This window comes from Nocardia huaxiensis (assembly GCF_013744875.1).
Taxonomy (GTDB): Bacteria; Actinomycetota; Actinomycetes; order Mycobacteriales; family Mycobacteriaceae; genus Nocardia; species Nocardia huaxiensis.
This window is the reverse complement of record NZ_CP059399.1, coordinates 1,844,073-1,861,346: the sequence shown is the minus strand read 5'-3', so window position 1 is coordinate 1,861,346 and position 17,274 is coordinate 1,844,073. Positions and strand designations below refer to the sequence as shown.

Annotated in this window: 16 protein-coding genes; 5 read left to right on the top strand and 11 right to left on the bottom strand. The window is 68.1% G+C overall.

The features are described from left to right. The first annotated feature begins 8 nt into the window (after window positions 1-8). Complete coding sequence (locus H0264_RS08425) at window positions 9-719, top strand: RNA polymerase sigma factor (protein ID WP_181583445.1); 711 nt, start codon at window positions 9-11, stop codon at window positions 717-719. Between the two features lie 117 nt (window positions 720-836). Beyond that, window positions 837-1,190 carry a DUF4189 domain-containing protein gene (locus tag H0264_RS08420; RefSeq protein WP_181583444.1) on the top strand — a complete coding sequence of 118 codons (354 nt, stop codon included), beginning with the start codon at window positions 837-839 and terminating at the stop codon, window positions 1,188-1,190. A gap of 3 nt (window positions 1,191-1,193) precedes the next feature. Here H0264_RS08420 and H0264_RS08415 read toward each other — a convergent pair whose 3' ends face one another. Next, entirely contained in the window at window positions 1,194-5,306 is a 4,113-nt protein-coding gene (locus tag H0264_RS08415) for a serine protease (protein WP_181583443.1), read from the bottom strand. A gap of 367 nt (window positions 5,307-5,673) precedes the next feature. On the opposite strand from H0264_RS08415, the gene H0264_RS08410 reads away from it, so the two are divergent. Then, window positions 5,674-6,012 (top strand): DUF4189 domain-containing protein, encoded by a 339-nt coding sequence (locus tag H0264_RS08410; protein WP_181583442.1) that lies wholly within the window; start codon window positions 5,674-5,676, stop codon window positions 6,010-6,012. A 130-nt stretch (window positions 6,013-6,142) separates the two neighbouring features. Next, a complete protein-coding gene (locus H0264_RS08405) occupies window positions 6,143-6,451 on the top strand; it encodes a hypothetical protein (protein ID WP_181583441.1) in 309 nt (102 codons plus the stop codon). Window positions 6,452-6,622: 171 nt separating this feature from the next. On the opposite strand, the gene H0264_RS08400 is transcribed toward H0264_RS08405, so the two are convergent. From H0264_RS08400 to H0264_RS08380, 5 genes are all read right to left on the bottom strand, one after another. Beyond that, window positions 6,623-8,185, bottom strand: coding sequence for a bifunctional uroporphyrinogen-III C-methyltransferase/uroporphyrinogen-III synthase (locus H0264_RS08400; RefSeq protein WP_181583440.1), 1,563 nt, complete (start codon window positions 8,183-8,185; stop codon window positions 6,623-6,625). Next, window positions 8,182-9,261: a hydroxymethylbilane synthase gene (gene hemC, locus H0264_RS08395; protein ID WP_420832085.1), complete on the bottom strand. Its 1,080-nt coding sequence runs from the start codon at window positions 9,259-9,261 to the stop codon at window positions 8,182-8,184. The genes H0264_RS08400 and hemC overlap by 4 nt, the downstream gene beginning before the upstream one ends. An 8-nt stretch (window positions 9,262-9,269) precedes the next feature. Beyond that, window positions 9,270-10,721: a glutamyl-tRNA reductase gene (locus tag H0264_RS08390; RefSeq protein WP_181583438.1), complete on the bottom strand. Its 1,452-nt coding sequence runs from the start codon at window positions 10,719-10,721 to the stop codon at window positions 9,270-9,272. Beyond that, window positions 10,718-11,485, bottom strand: coding sequence for a redox-sensing transcriptional repressor Rex (locus H0264_RS08385; protein ID WP_181583437.1), 768 nt, complete (start codon window positions 11,483-11,485; stop codon window positions 10,718-10,720). Before H0264_RS08385 ends, H0264_RS08390 begins: the two co-directional genes overlap by 4 nt. A 285-nt stretch (window positions 11,486-11,770) precedes the next feature. Further along, window positions 11,771-12,031, bottom strand: a complete 261-nt coding sequence (locus tag H0264_RS08380) for a glutaredoxin family protein (RefSeq protein ID WP_181583436.1) — start codon at window positions 12,029-12,031, stop codon at window positions 11,771-11,773. Window positions 12,032-12,213: 182 nt separating this feature from the next. Here H0264_RS08380 and H0264_RS08375 point away from each other — a divergent pair, with 182 nt between their 5' ends. Further along, the gene (locus H0264_RS08375; protein ID WP_231087173.1) at window positions 12,214-13,179 is read left to right on the top strand and encodes an HAD family hydrolase; all 966 of its coding nucleotides are present in this window, start codon (window positions 12,214-12,216) and stop codon (window positions 13,177-13,179) included. A gap of 229 nt (window positions 13,180-13,408) precedes the next feature. On the opposite strand, the gene H0264_RS08370 is transcribed toward H0264_RS08375, so the two are convergent. From H0264_RS08370 to proC, 5 genes are all read right to left on the bottom strand, one after another. Then, complete coding sequence (locus H0264_RS08370) at window positions 13,409-14,422, bottom strand: lysophospholipid acyltransferase family protein (RefSeq protein ID WP_181583435.1); 1,014 nt, start codon at window positions 14,420-14,422, stop codon at window positions 13,409-13,411. Then, on the bottom strand, window positions 14,419-15,516 hold the full coding sequence (locus H0264_RS08365) for an NAD-dependent epimerase/dehydratase family protein (protein ID WP_181583434.1): 1,098 nt from the start codon (window positions 15,514-15,516) through the stop codon (window positions 14,419-14,421). Before H0264_RS08365 ends, H0264_RS08370 begins: the two co-directional genes overlap by 4 nt. 145 nt (window positions 15,517-15,661) lie before the next feature. Further along, window positions 15,662-15,763: a 30S ribosomal protein bS22 gene (locus H0264_RS08360; protein WP_003402602.1), complete on the bottom strand. Its 102-nt coding sequence runs from the start codon at window positions 15,761-15,763 to the stop codon at window positions 15,662-15,664. A 205-nt stretch (window positions 15,764-15,968) separates the two neighbouring features. After that, complete coding sequence (locus tag H0264_RS08355) at window positions 15,969-16,214, bottom strand: helix-turn-helix domain-containing protein (protein WP_181585375.1); 246 nt, start codon at window positions 16,212-16,214, stop codon at window positions 15,969-15,971. Between the two features lie 218 nt (window positions 16,215-16,432). Continuing rightward, window positions 16,433-17,251 carry a pyrroline-5-carboxylate reductase gene (gene proC / locus H0264_RS08350; protein ID WP_181583433.1) on the bottom strand — a complete coding sequence of 273 codons (819 nt, stop codon included), beginning with the start codon at window positions 17,249-17,251 and terminating at the stop codon, window positions 16,433-16,435. Window positions 17,252-17,274 lie beyond the last annotated feature (23 nt).

Below are 17,274 nucleotides of genomic sequence, written 5' to 3'. Positions count from 1 at the left end.
GGCCCGAGATGCGCGAATGGTTCGTCCCCACCTCCGCCGATTGGCCCGCGCCCGCCCTGCCCGACGACGGCGAAGTGCTGCGCACCACCGCATTCGAAGCCCTGCTGGGCGAGGTGCTGCGCGAATGTGCCCGCGACCCGCTGCTGCTGCTGGAAGCCTCCGCCGCCGGCGAAACCGTCATCCGCATCGCCCGCGACCGCGAACCCGTCCCCGACGGGTTCGACGAGATCCTGCTGGAGGCCATGGAATCCGCGTCCGACGCCCTCATCGGCTGGACCACAGCGCAATTGGGCAACCGCACCGACGCCGAGGACATCGTCCAGACCGCCCTCATGCGCGTCTACGCCCGCCGCCCCGCCGTCGCCAACCCCGACGAAATGCGCGCCTACCTCTGGACCACGGTCAAGAACCTGGTCAAGGACGCCTGGCGGCGCTCCGCCACCGACCGCGACCGCCTGGCCCCCGACGGCGACGAACGCCTGGCCCTGCTCGCCACCCAGGCCGGCCTCCCTTTCGACGACCTGATCACCCTGCGTCACTTCCTCATAGCCGCCCTGGACCACCTCCCCCAGCGCGAACGTGAAGCCCTCGTCCTGCGCACCTACGAGGGCAACACCTACGCCGAAACCGCCGAGATCATGGGCCTCGCCTCCGGCACCATCAAGGCCTACGTCCACAACGCCCTGCAGAAGATCCGCGCCGGCCTCGAAGCCGCGTGACCCCGTGCCCGCGCAGCGACTTTCGGCCTGCGCCGAATCCCCGCCACCTCACCTAACCTTCAGCGCCGCACACTGATTGACGAAGGCGAAGTCACGTCATCGACGTCAGGAACAGTCATGCACACCCGCCTCGCCTTCGCCGCCGCCACCCTCGCCGCCACCGCCCTCCTCCTGCCCGCCGCCCCCGCCCAGGCCACCACCTACTGGGGCGCGATCGCGACCGACGGCTCGCGCGGTGCGATGGGCTACGCGTGGAACTACACCAGCCAGTCCTCGGCCCGCACGGCGGCACTCAACCAGTGCGGCCGCTCCTGCAAGGTCCTGACCACCTTCACCGGCTGCGGCGCGGTCTCCCACTCCGACAGCGCCAACCGCTACACCGGCGGCCACGGCGCCACCCGCGCCGCCGCCGAGGACGCCTCCCGCTGGGACTGGGACTCCCGGGTGGTGCGGTCGGTCTGCAACGGGTGATGCTCACCGGCACGGACGACCCGAATCCGCGCCGGGCGGAAGGAGTTCCAATTCCGCGGCGGTGAAGTCACGATCATTGACGGCGCACAGCCGATCCGCCATGCCGACGCGGTCGAGATTCATCGTCATCAGACCGTCGGCCGACAGGATGTGCAGGTCGGTCCCCTCCATCGCCACCCGCCGCACCAATTGCGGAAACGGAACCGTGCCGTCCACGAGGGTGCCCTCGATCCGGTCCGCGATCTGGATCTGCCCTGTCTCCCAGCCGATTACGAGCAATCCGTTGGGCGCCAGTTCCAGCACCTCCGACCGCGGGACCGCCACGGGTGACACCGAGACCTCACCGGTCTCGGTGTTCCACACCTGAACCCGCTGCTCCACCGTCCACACATAGGCGAACGGCAGGTCGCCGTCCTTGAACGCGGACCACATGGGGCTGCCGCCATCACCGGTCATGGTTCGTACCGCACGTCCGCCGACGGTGTCCCACACCGTGATTCGATCCCGCACGAACAAGGTCAACTCGTCCGGATTCGCGCCGTTGCCGATCGCCCGCCCGTACTCGGCCACCAGCGCCAGCTCCTCGGGCTGCTGCCACACCTGCTGCGGCGCACCGATCTCGCTGCCGGAACCCGCGTGCCACCGGGTGACGTACCCCGCGTGCAATACGGCGATCACATCGTCGCGCAAGGGAATTCCGGAGACCGGCGACGGACCGCCCTCGACACTGGTCGAATCGACGGCCGAGACGCGATTGACCGGATCCGGCAGCTCGGCCGGCACCGGCAGTTCGATCCGCGTGACGAAACTCAGCTCCGGCACCGCGTACACGAGCAGCTCATGAGTGTCGCGGCCCACCACGACATATCGTCCATCCGCGGTGAACGTCAGATCGATTCCCGTCGCACTCCAATCGACGGGGATCGAGGCGACCGGATTGGTGCGCGGCCGCAGCTGGTGCAGTTCCAAGGTGTACGGCTCTGCGCTGGTGTGGAACTCGGCGACATAGCGGATATCCGGGCTCCAGGCCATCGTCGCCGGATCGCGCCCGAACTCCAGACCGTTCACGCCCGGCGTACCCGGATCGGCGATGCGGCGTCCAGTCGGATAGCGGGTGAGATCGTCGGCTCCGATGACGAACACCTCGGGTCCGTCCGGCCCGGGCCGCACGACATACGCGCGGGCCCCGGTGGTCTGGTATCTCGTCTGCAGCAGATAGTTGCCGGAATCGCCGAAGTTGGTGAAGTCCGTCACCTCCAGCGATTGAAAGAGCGAATTGTCGATCGATATCGCCGTCAGCTGATATCGGCCCGTTTCATCGAACACGCCCGCGATGCCGTGCATATCCGCCGCATTGCAACCCGCCTCCCAGCCATGTATCCGAACCCCCACCGCTTCCCGCACCAGCACGACTCCCGCCTTGTCACCGCAGTCTTTGACGGCGAACCCGATCTCCTTGGCCGTCGCCGCGGTCCACGGGACGAGTTGCCCCACCGGATCCCGCATCAGGGTGCGGCCGCGGGTGCCGTCGTATTCGGCGAACCAGATCTCCGGACGCTGCGAATCCACCCGCAGCGGAATCAGATCCGCGCGCGCACTGGTGAAACCCGCCAGCTCCGCCGGCGTGGCGGCCGCGGTGTCGAAGAGCAGCACGGAATCGGCGCCACCGACCTCCGATTGCGGGCGCCGTGCATCGGAGAAGGGCAACCTGGAGCGCAGATCGTCACGCGAGAGCACCAGTCGTGCACCGTCGAACGAGAACTTTGCCAGCACAGCCGTATCCGGCAGTGCGGCCGCGCCGTCCGGTACCAGCTGGAACGGCCCGCTGCGTTCGGTCACATTCCACAGCCGCACTCCGCCATGCGTCCCCACCGTGACCAATTTCGAACCGTTCTTGCTGAGTTCGAGCGCGACCACATTCTCGGTCGGCAGCCGCCACGGGTCCGTCCGCCCGTCCAGCAGACCCGGCCAGACGGTGACCGTGCCGTCGTTCTCTCCCACGACGACCACGGTCCCCGCATCGTCGGAGGCGAAAAGGGTTGCGTCGCGCCAGAGATCGGTTCGGATGGACACCGCCGAGGCGAGGCGGATCTGCTGGGTGAGCAGCGCCGCCTCCACATTGTGGTCATCGGGTGCGAGCCGGGCGGCCGCCTGAGCGAGCTGGAGCGCGGTATTGGGTTGTGACGCCGCCAGTCGCAGCGATTCCTGCGCCAGCGAAACACCGGCCCGCTGGCGCAGGGTCTCGGCCCGCTGTTCGCTGCTGCGGTAGGCGATCACGGCCGCACTTCCCGCGACCAGGGCGAACACCGCGAGCACGGCGGTCACCACACGCCAGCGCCGCACCTCCCGGCGCCGCACCCGGCTCGCGGCATCGACATAGCGGCGCACGGGCGCGGGAATATCGTTGCCGCGCACCGCCATCCACTCCTCGGCCGCGGACAGTGCGCTGCCCCGCAGCAGCCCGCCCTCGTCCCGGTCCCGGGATTCCCACTCGGACCGGGCGATTTCGGTCTGCCGCTGCCAACTCAGGAAGGCTCGGTCGGCTTCGAGCCAGTCCCGCAGGGTCGGCCAATTGTCGATCAGAGCCTGATGGGCGAGCTCGACGGTGTCGGTGCCATCGGTGTCGCGGCCGGTGACCACCAGCCGTTCACGCGCCAATCGTCCTGTCGCGGTGTGCAATTCCGGGAAGTCGCGCAGGAATACCGAAGTCCGGACGAAATCGTCGCCGCGTGGGGTGGCGAGCATGGTGAGCAGCCGCCGGGCGGCCGCCGCACCCGGTGCGTCGAACTCGCCCAGCACGCGCTCCGCCCGCCGGGCAATGGATCCCGCTGCGCGGCCGACCTTTTCGTAGTCATCGACGGTGAGCAGGCCGCCCGTGCGCTGGTCCCACATCTCGGTCAGCACCGATTCCAGCAGCGGGAGCCCGCCCGGCTCGCCGGCGATATCGTCCACCAGACGCTCCACCAGCGCCTCGTCGATATCCACGCCCGGCGCGTGCGAGGCGGGACCGCGAATGGCCTGGCGCAGCTGATCCCGGCCCAGCGGCGACAGTGCCAGCAGCGCCTCCTCCAGCACCGGCACCAGGTCGTTCTCGAACAGCTCGTTCAGCGCATCCCAGCGCAGCGTGAACAGCACCCGCACTGCGGGATCCGCCGCTCGGTCGATCCAGTCCCGCAACCACTGTCGCGCCGCCCCGGCATCGGCGGCCACCACCTCCTCGAACTGGTCCGCGACCAGCAGCACCTTCTCCCCCGCCGGGGTTCGCGGATTCACCCACCTCGAATCGGCGGTCTGGTACTCGATTCGCCATCCGGCGTCCCGCATGCGGGGCACCACGCCCGCCAGGACCAGCGACGACTTTCCGGTGCCGGAGGGACCCGCGACCGCGACGACGGACTGGCTCCGCAGTGCGGCCACCACCCGATCGATATCGGCGTCGCGGCCGTAGAACAGGCGAGAATCGTGCTCCGAGAATGGTTCCAGGCCACGATAGGGATTCGGCAGCAGCGCGGGATCCAGCCCCAGCACCTCGGTGACCGGGATCATGAAGGCGGTCCGGGTCAGACGCCTCCGGTCGGCGGCCACCGCCATCCCGACGACGGCGGCGCTGCCCACATCCCACACGGGCGCGCCACTGAATCCGGGCGTGATGGGCTGCGTCCCGACCGAGCCCTGCAGCTGTAGCCACCCGGTCCCCTGACCGTCCCGGAATTCTCCGGAAGTCCAAGCGCCATCCGGCAATTCGGCGGGGAATCCGATCATCCGGAACTCCCGCCCCCATGGCCGGTCGGCCCGCCACAGCGGCGGCGCGGCGACCGCGCCCACGATCTCCTCGTCCATCTCGAGAATGGCGATATCGCCCCGCCCGTCCGCGCCGACCCCCACGTACCGGCCGACCCTGGCGACGATTCGCGGCGCGCCCGCGACCAGCGGAAAATCCACCGCCACCCGGGCATTGGCCGACAGCTCGCCGACAGCGGCCTGCACGACATGTGCACACGTCGCGATATGGGAGGCATCGATCACGAACCCGGAACCCACGGCCACCCCGTCCGCGGACCACACGCGCGCCACCGTCGCGTTCAATCGCGGTGCGGCAGCGAAAGAGCCAGACATATCCGCCAGAATCGCACCCGAATCAGCCGCCCGCCGGGCGAACCGCGAGTTTCGGACTGCGCCGAATATGCACGACAGCAACTAGATTCGCGACCCCAGCCCGGTCGGTACTGCGCGCGCCGTTGCGCGCCACACGATCCGCGCTGACCGCTCCGGCCGGAACATCTACGAAAACGGCACCACCCCGCCAAAGGTTGGGTGCGACGCCCGCACCGGCCGGTCGCGCGCTGTGTTAACCCCCGGCAGCAACCTTCGGAGGCCGTCGAAAGCCTTCATAAGCGCCGAACCCTCCACATCACAAGGTGATTGGTCGAGGGTGTAAATCGACACGAATTCCGGGGGGAATCTCATGTACAAGGTTCGGTTCTTGCTTGCTGCGCTGGCCACTGCGGGGGCGGCCCTGGTGGTGCCTGTCGGCCCTGCGCAGGCCACCACTTACTACGGGGCGATGGCGACCGATGCGGGGCGTGGGGCGCTCGGCATGGCCTGGAACCTCACCTCGGCGGCGGCCGCCGAGCAGTCGGCGCTGGATCAGTGCGGCGGGAACTGCACTGTGCTCACCACTTTCACCGCGTGCGGGGCGGTTTCGCATTCGGATATGGCGAACCGGTACACCGGGGGAAACGGCGGGACTCGGGCCGAGGCGGAGGCTTCGTCGCAGTGGGACGCCGACTCGCGGGTGGTGCGGTCGGTGTGCAACGGGTGAGCGGTCCGTCGGCAAACTCATTGTGAGCAGCGGTTTTTGTCGGTGGTCGCCGGTACAATCGAAGATGTGTTCGAGAGTTCGATGCGGCGGCCCGTCGCATCGGACTCGGATCGCGACGGGAGGATTGGTCGTGCTCACTGCCGTACCCAATATCGATGACAAGGCAGCGGTGCCCAAGAAGGGGGATGTGATCGATCATCCGTGGATGCCGCTCACCAAGCAGCCGCTACCCGCGGGTCGGCCGCGTTCCTGGTACATCGCGCACAATCGCCGGCTCAAGGCCATGCGGTTGGCGATCGCCCTGCTGGACGCCGGCGCCTTCGGACCGGATCAGGCGCCGAACGAAAAGATCAGGCGCACAGCCGATGACATCGGCCTGCACTGGCCGTCGGACGCCACCTGCCGGATGGTCCGGCGGATGATGCAGGCTCAGCGCTGAGTCGCCGCAGGAGTGGATCCCGGCCAAAAACACGCCGGGATGACGAAGGCTGCGGCCTGACATGACGGAGGCCGCGGCAGGTCGGGGGCGACCTCCGAAATGGGCTGTGCCCCACACTTTCCAGGTGTGGGGCACAGCCTGCTGTCTCGCGGCACGGTCACCGCGCCGGAATTACCGGCTGCGGCGGCTCTTCTTGCGCGGCGGGGGCAGCAGGCCCTCGGCGCGCAGGTGGGCGGCGTGCTCGGCGAGCGCCTCGACGAGTGGGCCGACCTGGGCCACCTCCGGCTGCACGTCCACGCGCAGGCCGAATTCGATTGCCGTCTCGGCGGTCTTGGGGCCGATGCAGGCGACGATGGTGCGCGCGTGCGGCTTACCGGCGATGCCGACCAGGTTCCGGACGGTGGAGGACGAGGTGAACAGCACCGCGTCGAAACCGCCGGTCTTGATCATCTCGCGGGTTTCCGCCGGCGGCGGAGAAGCGCGCACGGTGCGGTACGCAGTCACGTCGTCGATCTCCCAGCCGCGATCGCGCAGGCCCTCGGCGAGGGTCTCGGTGGCGATGTCGGCGCGCGGCAGCAGGACTCGGTTGACCGGGTCGAAAACATCGTCGTAGGGCGGGAAGTCGGCCAGCAGGCCCTCCGACGACTGCTCACCCGACGGCACCAGCTCGGGGTTGATGCCGAACGAGCGCACCTTCTCCGCGGTCGCCTCACCGACGCATGCGATCTTCACGCCGCTGAAAGCGCGCGCGTCCAAACCGAATTCGCCGAACTTCTCCCACACCGCGCGCACCGCGTTGGTGGAGGTGAACACCACCCACTGGTAGCGGCCGTCCACCAGGCCCTTGACCGCGCGCTCCATCTGCGCGGGGCTGCGCGGCGGCTCGACGGCAATGGTCGGCACCTCCATCGGAATCGCGCCGTGCATGACGAGCTTCTCGCTCATCTCACCGGCCTGCTCCTTGGTGCGCGGCACCAGCACGGTCCAGCCGTAGAGCGCCCGCGACTCCCACCACGAAGTCTTGGAACGCTTCTCGACCTCCTTGCCCACGGTGACGATGAGCGGACCCACCATCTCGGAGGCCGCATTGTTGAGCGTCGCCAGGGTGGCGTCGATGGTGCGCTGCTGGCGGGTGGTGCCGCGCACGGTCACCGCGACCGGGGTCTGCGGCGCCATACCGTGTTCCACCAGCGCGGAAGCGGTTTCGGCCAGGTGGCCGGAGGTGGCGTGCAGCACCAGCGGGCCGGGGGCGGCGGCGACGGCGGCCCAGTCGACCTCGCCGCGCACATCCACCTCGGTGTGGCTGGAGCCCAGCTCGATACCCGCGTAGGCGGGCACGGTGGTGCCGGCGGACAGGCCGGGCAGCACCTCGAACATCATGTGCGAGCGGGTGACGGCATTGACCTCCTGGATGACCGAATCGGTGGTCATCGGGTCGCCGGACACCAGGCGCACCACGTCGAAACCATTGCGGGCCTCGGTGATCAGGGTCTTGGCCACCTCGGCGGCATCGCCCAGGGCGGGACGCACATCGACGGGCAGCGTCCCGTCGGCGGCGGGTTCCACCGCGGTGCCGATCAGGGCGAGCACGCCCTTGTCGACGTCCGGATCGGTGAACGCCAGCGTCGCCCGCCCGAGCACCTCGCGGGCCCGCACGGTGAGCAGCGCCGGATCACCCGGACCGGACCCCACGAAAAGGATCCGACCGGGGTGCTTCTTGCTCGCTCGGCTCATCGCTTGTTCTCCATTGGGCTGGGATTGCTGTCGGTTTCGTCTGCCGCCTCTGATGTTGTGGCGCTTGATGATTCAGCACCTGATCCAGAAGCACTGAGCAGGTCGCGCGCCCCCAGCTCCAAGAGCTCGCGCGCCAATGAGCGGCCCAGCTCCGCGGCATCCGCGAGAGATCCGACCGCAGACGCCCGGATGACATCCGAGCCGTCGATCGCCGCCGCACAACCGCGCAGCGACAACTCCTCCACCACCCGGCCGTCGTCGTCGAGGGATTCGACGACCTCGGCCAGCGCGCCGACAGGCGCGGTGCAACCGGCCTCCAGCTCGGCCAGCAGCGCCCGCTCCGCGGTGATCGCGGCACGCGTGCCGTAATCGTCGAGGGCGGACAGGATGGTCACCAGTTCTGTGTCCTCGCTGCGGCATTCCACGGCGAGCGCGCCCTGGGCGGGAGCGGGCAGCATCTGCACCGGCTCCAGCGCTTCGGTGACGGCATCGAGGCGGCCGATGCGGGCCAGACCGGCCCGGGCCACCACGACGGCATCGAGTTCACCGGTGGCGACTTTGGAGAGTCTCGTGTCGAGATTGCCGCGCAGCGGGACGATCTCGACGCCCAGGCCCAGGGCCTTGATCTGCGCGGAACGCCGCGGCGCGGAGGTGCCGATGACCGAGCCCGGGGGCAGTTCGCCCAGCACCAGGCCGTCGCGCGCCACCAGCGCGTCGCGCGGATCCTCGCGCGGCGGAATCGCGGCCATGGTGAAGCGCGGGTCCGGCGCGGTGGGCAGGTCCTTGTACGAGTGCACGGCGATGTCGACGTTCCCCGCCGCGAGCTCCGCACGCAGGGCCGCGGTGAACACGCCGACGCCGATCTTCTCGACCGGATCCGAGGACAGGTCGCCGGCGGTCTTCACGATCACCAGCTCGGCCTGCTGGCCGGTGGCGATGATGTTGTCGCGCACGGTTCCGGCCTGGGTCAGCGCCAGCAGTGAACCGCGGGTGCCGATACGCCAAGGGAATTCAGTCGTACCACGCACCGTGTTCTCGCTTGTCTCGCGCACCGCGTCCTGTGTTTCCTGCACCATCGCTCCGGTCATGCGGTCGGCCCCTTGTCGTCTCCGGGGTGGGAGGGGGTGAAATCGTCGGCGAGCGCGCCACCCTTGGCGGCGATCTCCATGGGCGCGGCAACCGCCTGCGCCGCACCGGGTTTCAGCTCGAACAGCTCCCGCAGCGCCTCGGCGTAACTGTCGCCGCCCGGGGTGGACGCCAGCTGTTTGACCCGCACCGTCGGGGCGTGCAGCAGCTTGTCCACCACGCGCCGCACCGTGCGAGCGACCTCTTCCCGCTCACCGGCGGCCAGCCCGGGTAGTCGCGAATCCAGCCGCAGCAGTTCGGATTCGACCACGTCGGCGGCCATCTGCCGGAGCGCCGCCACGGTCGGGGTGACCTCGGCCATGCGCTGTCCGGAAAGGTATTTCGCGAGTTCCTCGGCGACGATGGTGCGCGCGGCGGCGGTGTCGTCGGCGGCCGCGCCGGCCGACGGATCGCGCTGCAGCGTCTCCATGTCGATGACGGTCACACCCGGCAGCCCGGCCACCGCGTGCTCCACATCGCGGGGCAGGCCCAGGTCGCAGATGACCAGATGGTCACCGGAGGTCTTGGCGGCCAGCGCCCGATGCACGTCCGCGAGGGTCACCACCGCGCCGACCGCGCCGGTACAGGTGATGACGATGTCGGCGGCGGCCATGGCCTCGACCATGCGGTCCATCTCCATGGCCTCGGCGGGCACGCCGTGCATCTCGGTGGCCGTATTGGCAAGGCGCGCGGCACGTTCCAGCGTCCGGTTCACCACGATGATCCGGCCGACCCCGGCCCGCGCCAGCTGCGCGGCGGCGAGTCCGCCCATGGCGCCCGCACCGAGCACCAGCGCCGTGCGACCGACCAGCGCGGAAGCGAACGGCGCGGCCGTCTCGGAGACGGTGGCGGCGTCCTCCGGATCCAGCTCCGCCGCACCGAGAATCGTGCGCGCCCGATCCAGCGCGACCGACACCACCGACGCGCCCGCGCGGTCGATGCCGGTCTCCGAGTGCACTCGCTTGCCGACCCGCAGCGAATGCTGGGCCAGCTCGTGCAGTGTGCGCCCGGACGCCTGCTGCGAATCCGAGGCGGCGTAGGCGGCGCGAATCTGGCTGAGCACCTGCTGCTCACCCACCACCATGGAATCCAGGCCGGAGGCGACGGCGAACAGATGCTCGGCCGCGGCTTCCGCGTAGCGCACGTAGGCGTGCTTGGTGAGTTCCGGCAGCGGCAGACCCGAATGCTTGGTGAGCAGTTCGCTGATCTCGCCGAGCGCGGGGTGGAAGGCGTCGACCACCGCGTAGATCTCCACGCGGTTGCAGGTGGAGACGATCATCGCCTCGGACACGTGGCTCGAGGCCAGCATCTTGTCGGTGAGCTTGGGCCGGTCGTGCTCGGTGATCGCGACCTTCTCCAGCACCGAAACCGGGGCGCTTCGATGTGAGATCCCGACGAGAAGCACACTCATGGCTGGACCACCGCTCCCTTGCTGGTTGCCTCCGGCGCCGTCATGCGCGCCACCGCCGCAAGCTCACCGCCCGCCGCGAGTTCCGCGGCCGATTCGGCATTGCGAGCCAATTCGAAGCTCAGCAGCTGCATTTCGACCGCCAGGTCGACGCGCCGCACCTCCACCGTCTCCGGCGCGTCCAGGGCGATCGGCGAGAAGCTCAGAATGCACTGCACTCCGGCCTCGACCAGCAGATCGCACACGCCCTGCGCGGCCGCGTCCGGAACGGTGAGCACCGCGATGGTCGGCTCCAATACCGCCATCGCCGAAGTCAATTCCGCGACATCGCGGACGACCAGTCCGCCCACATCGGAGCCGATGAGCGCCGGATCGTTGTCGAACAGCCCGACCATGGCGAAACCGCGGCGGCGGAAACCGCCGTAGCCGACCAGCGCCCGGCCCAGATTGCCCGCGCCCACCAGCACCACGCGATGTCCCTCGGACAGGCCGAGCACATCCTCGATGCGGTCGCGCAGCTTGATCACGTCGTAGCCGACGCCGCGCACGCCATTGGGTCCGAGGAAGGAGAGATCCTTGCGCAACTTGGCCGAACCGACACCCGCCGCGACAGCCAGTTCCTCACTCGATACGATGGCAACACCGTCGTCGGCGAGTACGGCGAGAACGCGCAGATACGTGGCAAGCCGGGCGACGGTGGCCTGCGGGATGTCCTTCTGCAGAGCCCTGGAGACGCCACTGGGCGGCGTCTCGTGCTGCTCTGTCACGTCGCTTGCGCTCCTCGTCCGGCCGGGGGTAGATGTCCGGGTTCTTTTGTCGACCCGATGCCGGGACCGTGGCTGGGGCGGTCGTACAGGCGAGGTCGAGTCAGGTCAGGGGGTCGCTTCCGCTGCCCGAGAAGGCGGGTTGCGTGCCACCACCGTAACCGCTTGTGAAGCCCTGCACAAAGTCGGTGAATTCAGTCACTTTGTACCGGGCTTCAACCCCGGGATTATTCAACCCCCATCGGCGTGAACCCGCTACGCAACGCGCCGGTGAATCCGCAGACCCGGTCAGCGGGCCAGGTCAGCGCGCAAGCGGTCTTCGTCGACGTCGAAATAGCTGTGCTCACGGCCGTCGAGCAGCACCACGGGCAACCGGTCGCCATATTCGGCGCGCAGGCCCGGATCGGTCGCGGCGGCCGCGTCCACATCGGTGGTTCCCGGTTCGATCCCGAAATCCGCGCAGATGACGCGTAATTCGTCCAGCGCGACCGCGCACAAGCCGCAGCCGGCGCGGGTCAGCAGGGTCACCGTATGTGTGGGCTCACTCATAACCGCCATTTAACTCCCCGTTATGTCGTTCGCCGTCTACGTCCCGGTCACCCCTGGGCGTTACTGTTGAGTTGTCGCGCTAACAGGCGGAGGTACTGGTGCCGGAACGATCGAAAGAGGCCGCAGCGAGTTCGAAGGACTCACGAACGGGTTTGATCGCGGGACGATTCGGGGAAATCCCGTTGCGCTGGGGACAGGGCCTGCAGGATCTGCAGGATCAGTTCACCCGCATCACGCGCAGTCCGTTCGGCCCGAGCGAGGAAGAGGTCCGCGCCAATCTGGCCGGCGAAGCCAGCGCCGACGCCGCGCTCGCCCTGGTCGACGCCGAACAGGCGCTGCACGACGACACCGGCAGACCACCGGTCCCGCGTGATCTCACCGCGGCCGCGTTCTTCGATGTGGACAACACCATGGTGCAGGGCGCGTCCATCGTGCATTTCGCGCGCGGGCTGGCCGCACGCAAATACTTCAAGACCTCGGACCTGGTCGATGTCGCCTGGAAACAGGTGAAATTCCGGGTCACCGGCAAGGAGAACACGGCCGACATGGCCAGCGGCAAGGAGAAGGCGCTGTCCTTCATCGCCGGTCGCTCCACCGCCGAACTGGCCGCGCTCGGCGAGGAGATCTACGACGAGATCATCGCCGACAAGATCTGGCCCGGCACCCGGGCGCTGGCGCAGATGCACCTGGACGCCGGGCAGCAGGTGTGGCTGGTCACGGCCACGCCGGTCGAACTCGCGCAGGTCATCGCCAAACGCCTCGGCCTCACCGGCGCGCTGGGCACGGTCGCGGAAAGCCACGACGGCGTGTTCACCGGCCGCCTGGTCGGCGACATCCTGCACGGCCTCGGCAAGGCGCACGCGGTCCGCACCCTCGCCATTCGCGAGGGCCTGAACCTCAAGCGCTGTACCGCCTACTCCGACAGCCACAATGACGTGCCCATGCTCTCGCTGGTCGGCACCGCCGTGGCCATCAATCCGGACGCGGACCTACGCGAGGTCGCCAAGAACCGAGGCTGGGAAATCCGCGACTTCCGCACCGGCCGCAAGGCCGCGAAGGTCGGTGTGCCCACGGCGCTCGCACTCGGTGCGGCGGGTGGCGCGGCGGCGGCGGTGATTTCGCGCAAGCGGGAGTCGAAGGCAAGCTGACGCGCCGCGGCGGCGGCAGTCGAGTGCGTCACACAATTGGGATCGTGTGCGCCGGGCCATGTAGTTTCCAGCGCATGAGTTTGCTGCTTATCCCGATCGCGTCCGTCGTCAGCTCCGTCCTCATCGCGGGGCTGTTCTCCATCAGCTTCCCCAAGGACTAATCGGCGAGAAGTACGAACGCAAACGGCCCGGTCCTCTGGACCGGGCCGTTTCCTGTTGTGGCGCAACGCTATCCGGTGAAGGGATTACGGCGCTTCGTCAGATTTTTGTAGAGGGTGGTCTGAATGGTTTCGCGGACCTGATCGGTGATTTCGAACATCGTCATCGGATCATCCGCATCCGCCGGCTCGTATTGCGTGGTCGGAATCGGCTCACCGAATTCGATATGCCACTTCGACGGCAGCGGCAGCGCGCCCAACGGCCCCAGATGCGGGAACAGCGGCGTCACAGGGAAATACGGCAGACCGAGCAGTCGCGCCAGCGGCTTGAGATCGGCCAGCTTCGGATAGATCTCCTCCGAACCCACGATGGAGCACGGAATGATCGGCACACCCGTGCGCACCGCCGCCGAGACGAAACCACCACGGCCGAAACGCTGCAACTTGTACCGGTCCGAGTACGGCTTGCCGATGCCCTTGAAGCCCTCCGGGAACACGCCCGCGACTTCGCCTGCGCGCAACAGCCTTTCGGCATCCGCCGGGCAGGCCAGGGTGTGGCCGGCCTTGCGCGCCCAACCGCCCACCACCGGCAGCTGGAAGATGAGATCCGCCGCCAGCAGGCGCAGCGCCCGCTGCTTGGGATGCTTGTCGTGCACGGCCAGCTGCAGCATGAGCCCGTCCAGCGGAATGGTGCCGGCGTGATTGGCCACGATCAGCGCGCCACCCACCTCGGGCACATTCTCGATACCGCTGACCTGCACCCGGAACCAGACGTCCGAGAGCGGGCGCAGCATGGGCAGGATCAGGGTTTCCAAAAGGTGCTCGTCCAAGCCGAATTCGTCGACCTGGTAGTCGCCGGTGAGGCGGCGGCGAGCGAAATCCGCGGCGTGACCGACCCCCTCGGTGACAGCCCCCCGAATCATCTCCCCCAGCGATTTCGGCTGCTGCGCCTCGACTTCGGCGAGCCGATCGGTCAGCGAGGTCACCGGTTTCAGAACCGGCTCCTCGGGCCAGACCCGCGACGGGCGATGCCGCGCCTCGAAATCCACGTCGTGAAGCCGGATCACCTTCGCTACGTCGTTCATTGGTGTGCTCCCGTCCCGGCCCCGAGCAGGCCGAGAAGTTTGTTCTCTGCGGCATCGATCCACGCGGGATCGATCACGGGCCGCAACGCTGCGCCCCCTATGAAGTCGTCGAAAGCCTGCACCGTGGTCCAGCGCGGCTCGAAACCCAGTTCGGTGCGCATCCGGGTGGTGTCCAGACCACAACCGAAATGGAAATAGTCGATTTGTTCGGCGGTGAACTCCCGCATGACCGGGCCCATGAAAGTGCGCCCCACGGTGCGGAAAACCGTGTACGGGACCGGTAATTCGACCCGCCCGGCCCGGCGGATGGCCTGCGACAGCGCCATGGCGCCGTCACCGGCCACATTGAAGGTGCCGCCCGGCGCAGCCACCGTGGCATGCGTCAGCGCGGCGATCGCGTCCTCCTCGTGGAGGAATTGCAGGCGCGGATCCCGCCCCAGGATGGTGGGCGTCACCGGCGAACGGAAATACTGCACCCCGCGATGCGCCAATTGCGGGCCCACGATCGGCGGGAAACGCAATATGGCGGTGCAGATATCGGGACGGCGCCGCGCCAGGCCGCGCACGAATCCCTCCACCTCGATCATGTCCTTGGCGAACCAGCCGCTCGGTGGTGTGCGCGCGGACATTTCCTCGGTGAATTTCACAGGATCCTTGGCGCTGCACCCGTAGACGGCCGACGAGGACCGCACCACCACGCGGCGCACGCTGGAAGCCTTGCGGCACACCGCGAAAAGCTGCATGGCGCCCAGGACGTTCATATCCTTCATGGCGGCCCGGCCGCCACCGGCCGGCGGACGCGACAACGCCGCGGGGTGCACCACCGTGTCCACCTGGTTTCCGTCGACGACCTTGCGTATCAACGGATTTCGAATATCGGCTCGAACGAACTCGGCCCGCCCCATGCGGCGCAGCATGTCCGGACTGGGTTGTTTGGCGTCCACCGCGATGATGCGCTCGATGGCAGGATCAGCGGCCAGACGGGCCACCACGGTGCCACCGAAGAACCGGCTCGCACCGGTCACCATCACCACCTTGGGCGCCTGCCCGTCCCGGGTCCCTGCCACGCCGGATCCCACTCTGCCAGCCCCCATTTCCTGTTTTCCCGCATCTCAGGGTAACTGCCACAGGGTGTGTCACCGAAGGGTATTAACCAGGATCTAACGATGAGTTCTGTCACCGTAAGAAAAGTGAAAGCCCGCCACCGAAGGTGACGGGCTTCCAGTTACGACCCAGCGTTTACTTGCCGAGTTTGCGACGCTGAACGCGTGTGCGACGAAGCAGCTTGCGGTGCTTCTTCTTCGACATGCGCTTGCGGCGCTTCTTGATCACAGAACCCATAGGGTCTTCCTCGCGTTCTCTCGGCGGGTCACACCCCGCTCGCGCGGGGTCTACATTCCTGACCCTGCACAGACCTACCCGGTACGGGCCGATTCGGACCCGACGGCACCACCGGCACGTACAGGATGCCGGTCGATACTACCGGGCCACCATTCGGCGAACGAAACCGGTGGGCCTGAGACTCCTGAGACTCTTCCCTCGACGCCTACCCCGCGTCGAAGTAGGACGTCTCCAGGTAGTCGTGCACGGCCTTGGCATGAACCCGGAAGGATCTGCCTACCCGCACCGCGGGCAGCTCTCCCGAATGCACCAGCCGGTACACCGTCATCTTGGATACCCGCATCAGATTCGCCACTTCGGCGACGGTGAGGAACTGCGTTCCGCCGCCTATGACGTTTGCTGTGCTGATTGGGCTGTTTCCGGACCTCGCTTGACTGTTTCCAGACATCATCGCGTCACTGACCTCCGGCACGTCCGCGCCGCCGGCTTCCCCACCGGCGGAACAGACACGCACGTGCTCCTTGCAGCTTATCGTGACCAGTGGGATTGCTGCGACGGGTGTGAGAAATCAGCCTTTGCTGTGGCGAGTCGTCGGTCGGCAGCAAACCAGCTACCGGTCGGTATCGGTACGCGCAGGCAGGCGGCACTCGAATGGCCGCCCCCTCAAAATTAGTCCGCGACCGCGCCCTGTTCGGCAGAACGACGTTTTGCGGCATTCAGCGCCTCGTGGAAGGCCGAACGCACCGCGCCGCGCTCGAGTTCACGCAAGGCCGCGGCGGTCGTCCCGGCGGGCGAGGTGACGGCCGCGCGCAACTCCACGGCAGACTGGCCCGACTCCTCCAGCAGGGCGGCCGAACCGAGCATGGTCTGGACGACCAGCTGGGTCGCCACATCGCGGGTCAGGCCCAGGCCCACCGACGCGTCGATCATGGCCTCGACGACCAGGAAGAAGTAGGCGGGGCCGGAACCCGACACCGCGGTCACCGCGTCCATCTGCGGCTCGGAGACGGTGACCACCTTGCCGACCGACTCCAGCATCTCGGTCACCAGCGCCAACTGCTCCTTGCGGGCGTAGCGGCCCGCGGCGATGGCGCTCATGCCCTGACCCACCAGCATCGGGGTGTTCGGCATGACCCGGACCACCGGGAACCCGGCGGGCAGTTTGTTCTCGAAACGGAGGGTCGGCACACCCGCGACGAGGGACACCAGCACGGCGTCGCTGTCGTTGCCCAGCTCGATCTTGGCCAGATCGGTGAGCACACCGTCGACATCGCCCGGCTTCACCGCGATGACAATGAGATCGGCTCCGGTCGCGGCATCGGCGACCTCGCCGGTAACTCGCACACCGAAACGCTGCGCCAGCAACTCACCGCGAGCCGCCACCGGCTCACACACCACCAGATCCTTGCTGGCACGCCCGGATTCGAGCAGGCCGGCGATCAACGCCTCACCGATCCGGCCTCCGCCGATCACCGCAATCCTCGTCATAGGACTCCAGCGTAGTGGGGGCG

Coding starts and splice junctions, on each gene's coding strand:
- H0264_RS08400 (WP_181583440.1), bottom strand. CDS start 8,185: ATGAGCCGAGCGAGCAAGAAGCACCCCGGTCGGATCCTTTTCGTGGGG.
- H0264_RS08370 (WP_181583435.1), bottom strand. CDS start 14,422: ATGAACGACGTAGCGAAGGTGATCCGGCTTCACGACGTGGATTTCGAG.
- H0264_RS08380 (WP_181583436.1), bottom strand. CDS start 12,031: ATGAGTGAGCCCACACATACGGTGACCCTGCTGACCCGCGCCGGCTGC.
- H0264_RS08360 (WP_003402602.1), bottom strand. CDS start 15,763: ATGGGTTCTGTGATCAAGAAGCGCCGCAAGCGCATGTCGAAGAAGAAG.
- H0264_RS08355 (WP_181585375.1), bottom strand. CDS start 16,214: ATGATGTCTGGAAACAGTCAAGCGAGGTCCGGAAACAGCCCAATCAGC.
- H0264_RS08390 (WP_181583438.1), bottom strand. CDS start 10,721: ATGAGTGTGCTTCTCGTCGGGATCTCACATCGAAGCGCCCCGGTTTCG.
- H0264_RS08365 (WP_181583434.1), bottom strand. CDS start 15,516: ATGGGGGCTGGCAGAGTGGGATCCGGCGTGGCAGGGACCCGGGACGGG.
- proC (WP_181583433.1), bottom strand. CDS start 17,251: ATGACGAGGATTGCGGTGATCGGCGGAGGCCGGATCGGTGAGGCGTTG.
- H0264_RS08415 (WP_181583443.1), bottom strand. CDS start 5,306: ATGTCTGGCTCTTTCGCTGCCGCACCGCGATTGAACGCGACGGTGGCG.
- hemC (WP_420832085.1), bottom strand. CDS start 9,261: ATGGTGCAGGAAACACAGGACGCGGTGCGCGAGACAAGCGAGAACACG.
- H0264_RS08420 (WP_181583444.1), top strand. CDS start 837: ATGCACACCCGCCTCGCCTTCGCCGCCGCCACCCTCGCCGCCACCGCC.
- H0264_RS08425 (WP_181583445.1), top strand. CDS start 9: ATGCGCGAATGGTTCGTCCCCACCTCCGCCGATTGGCCCGCGCCCGCC.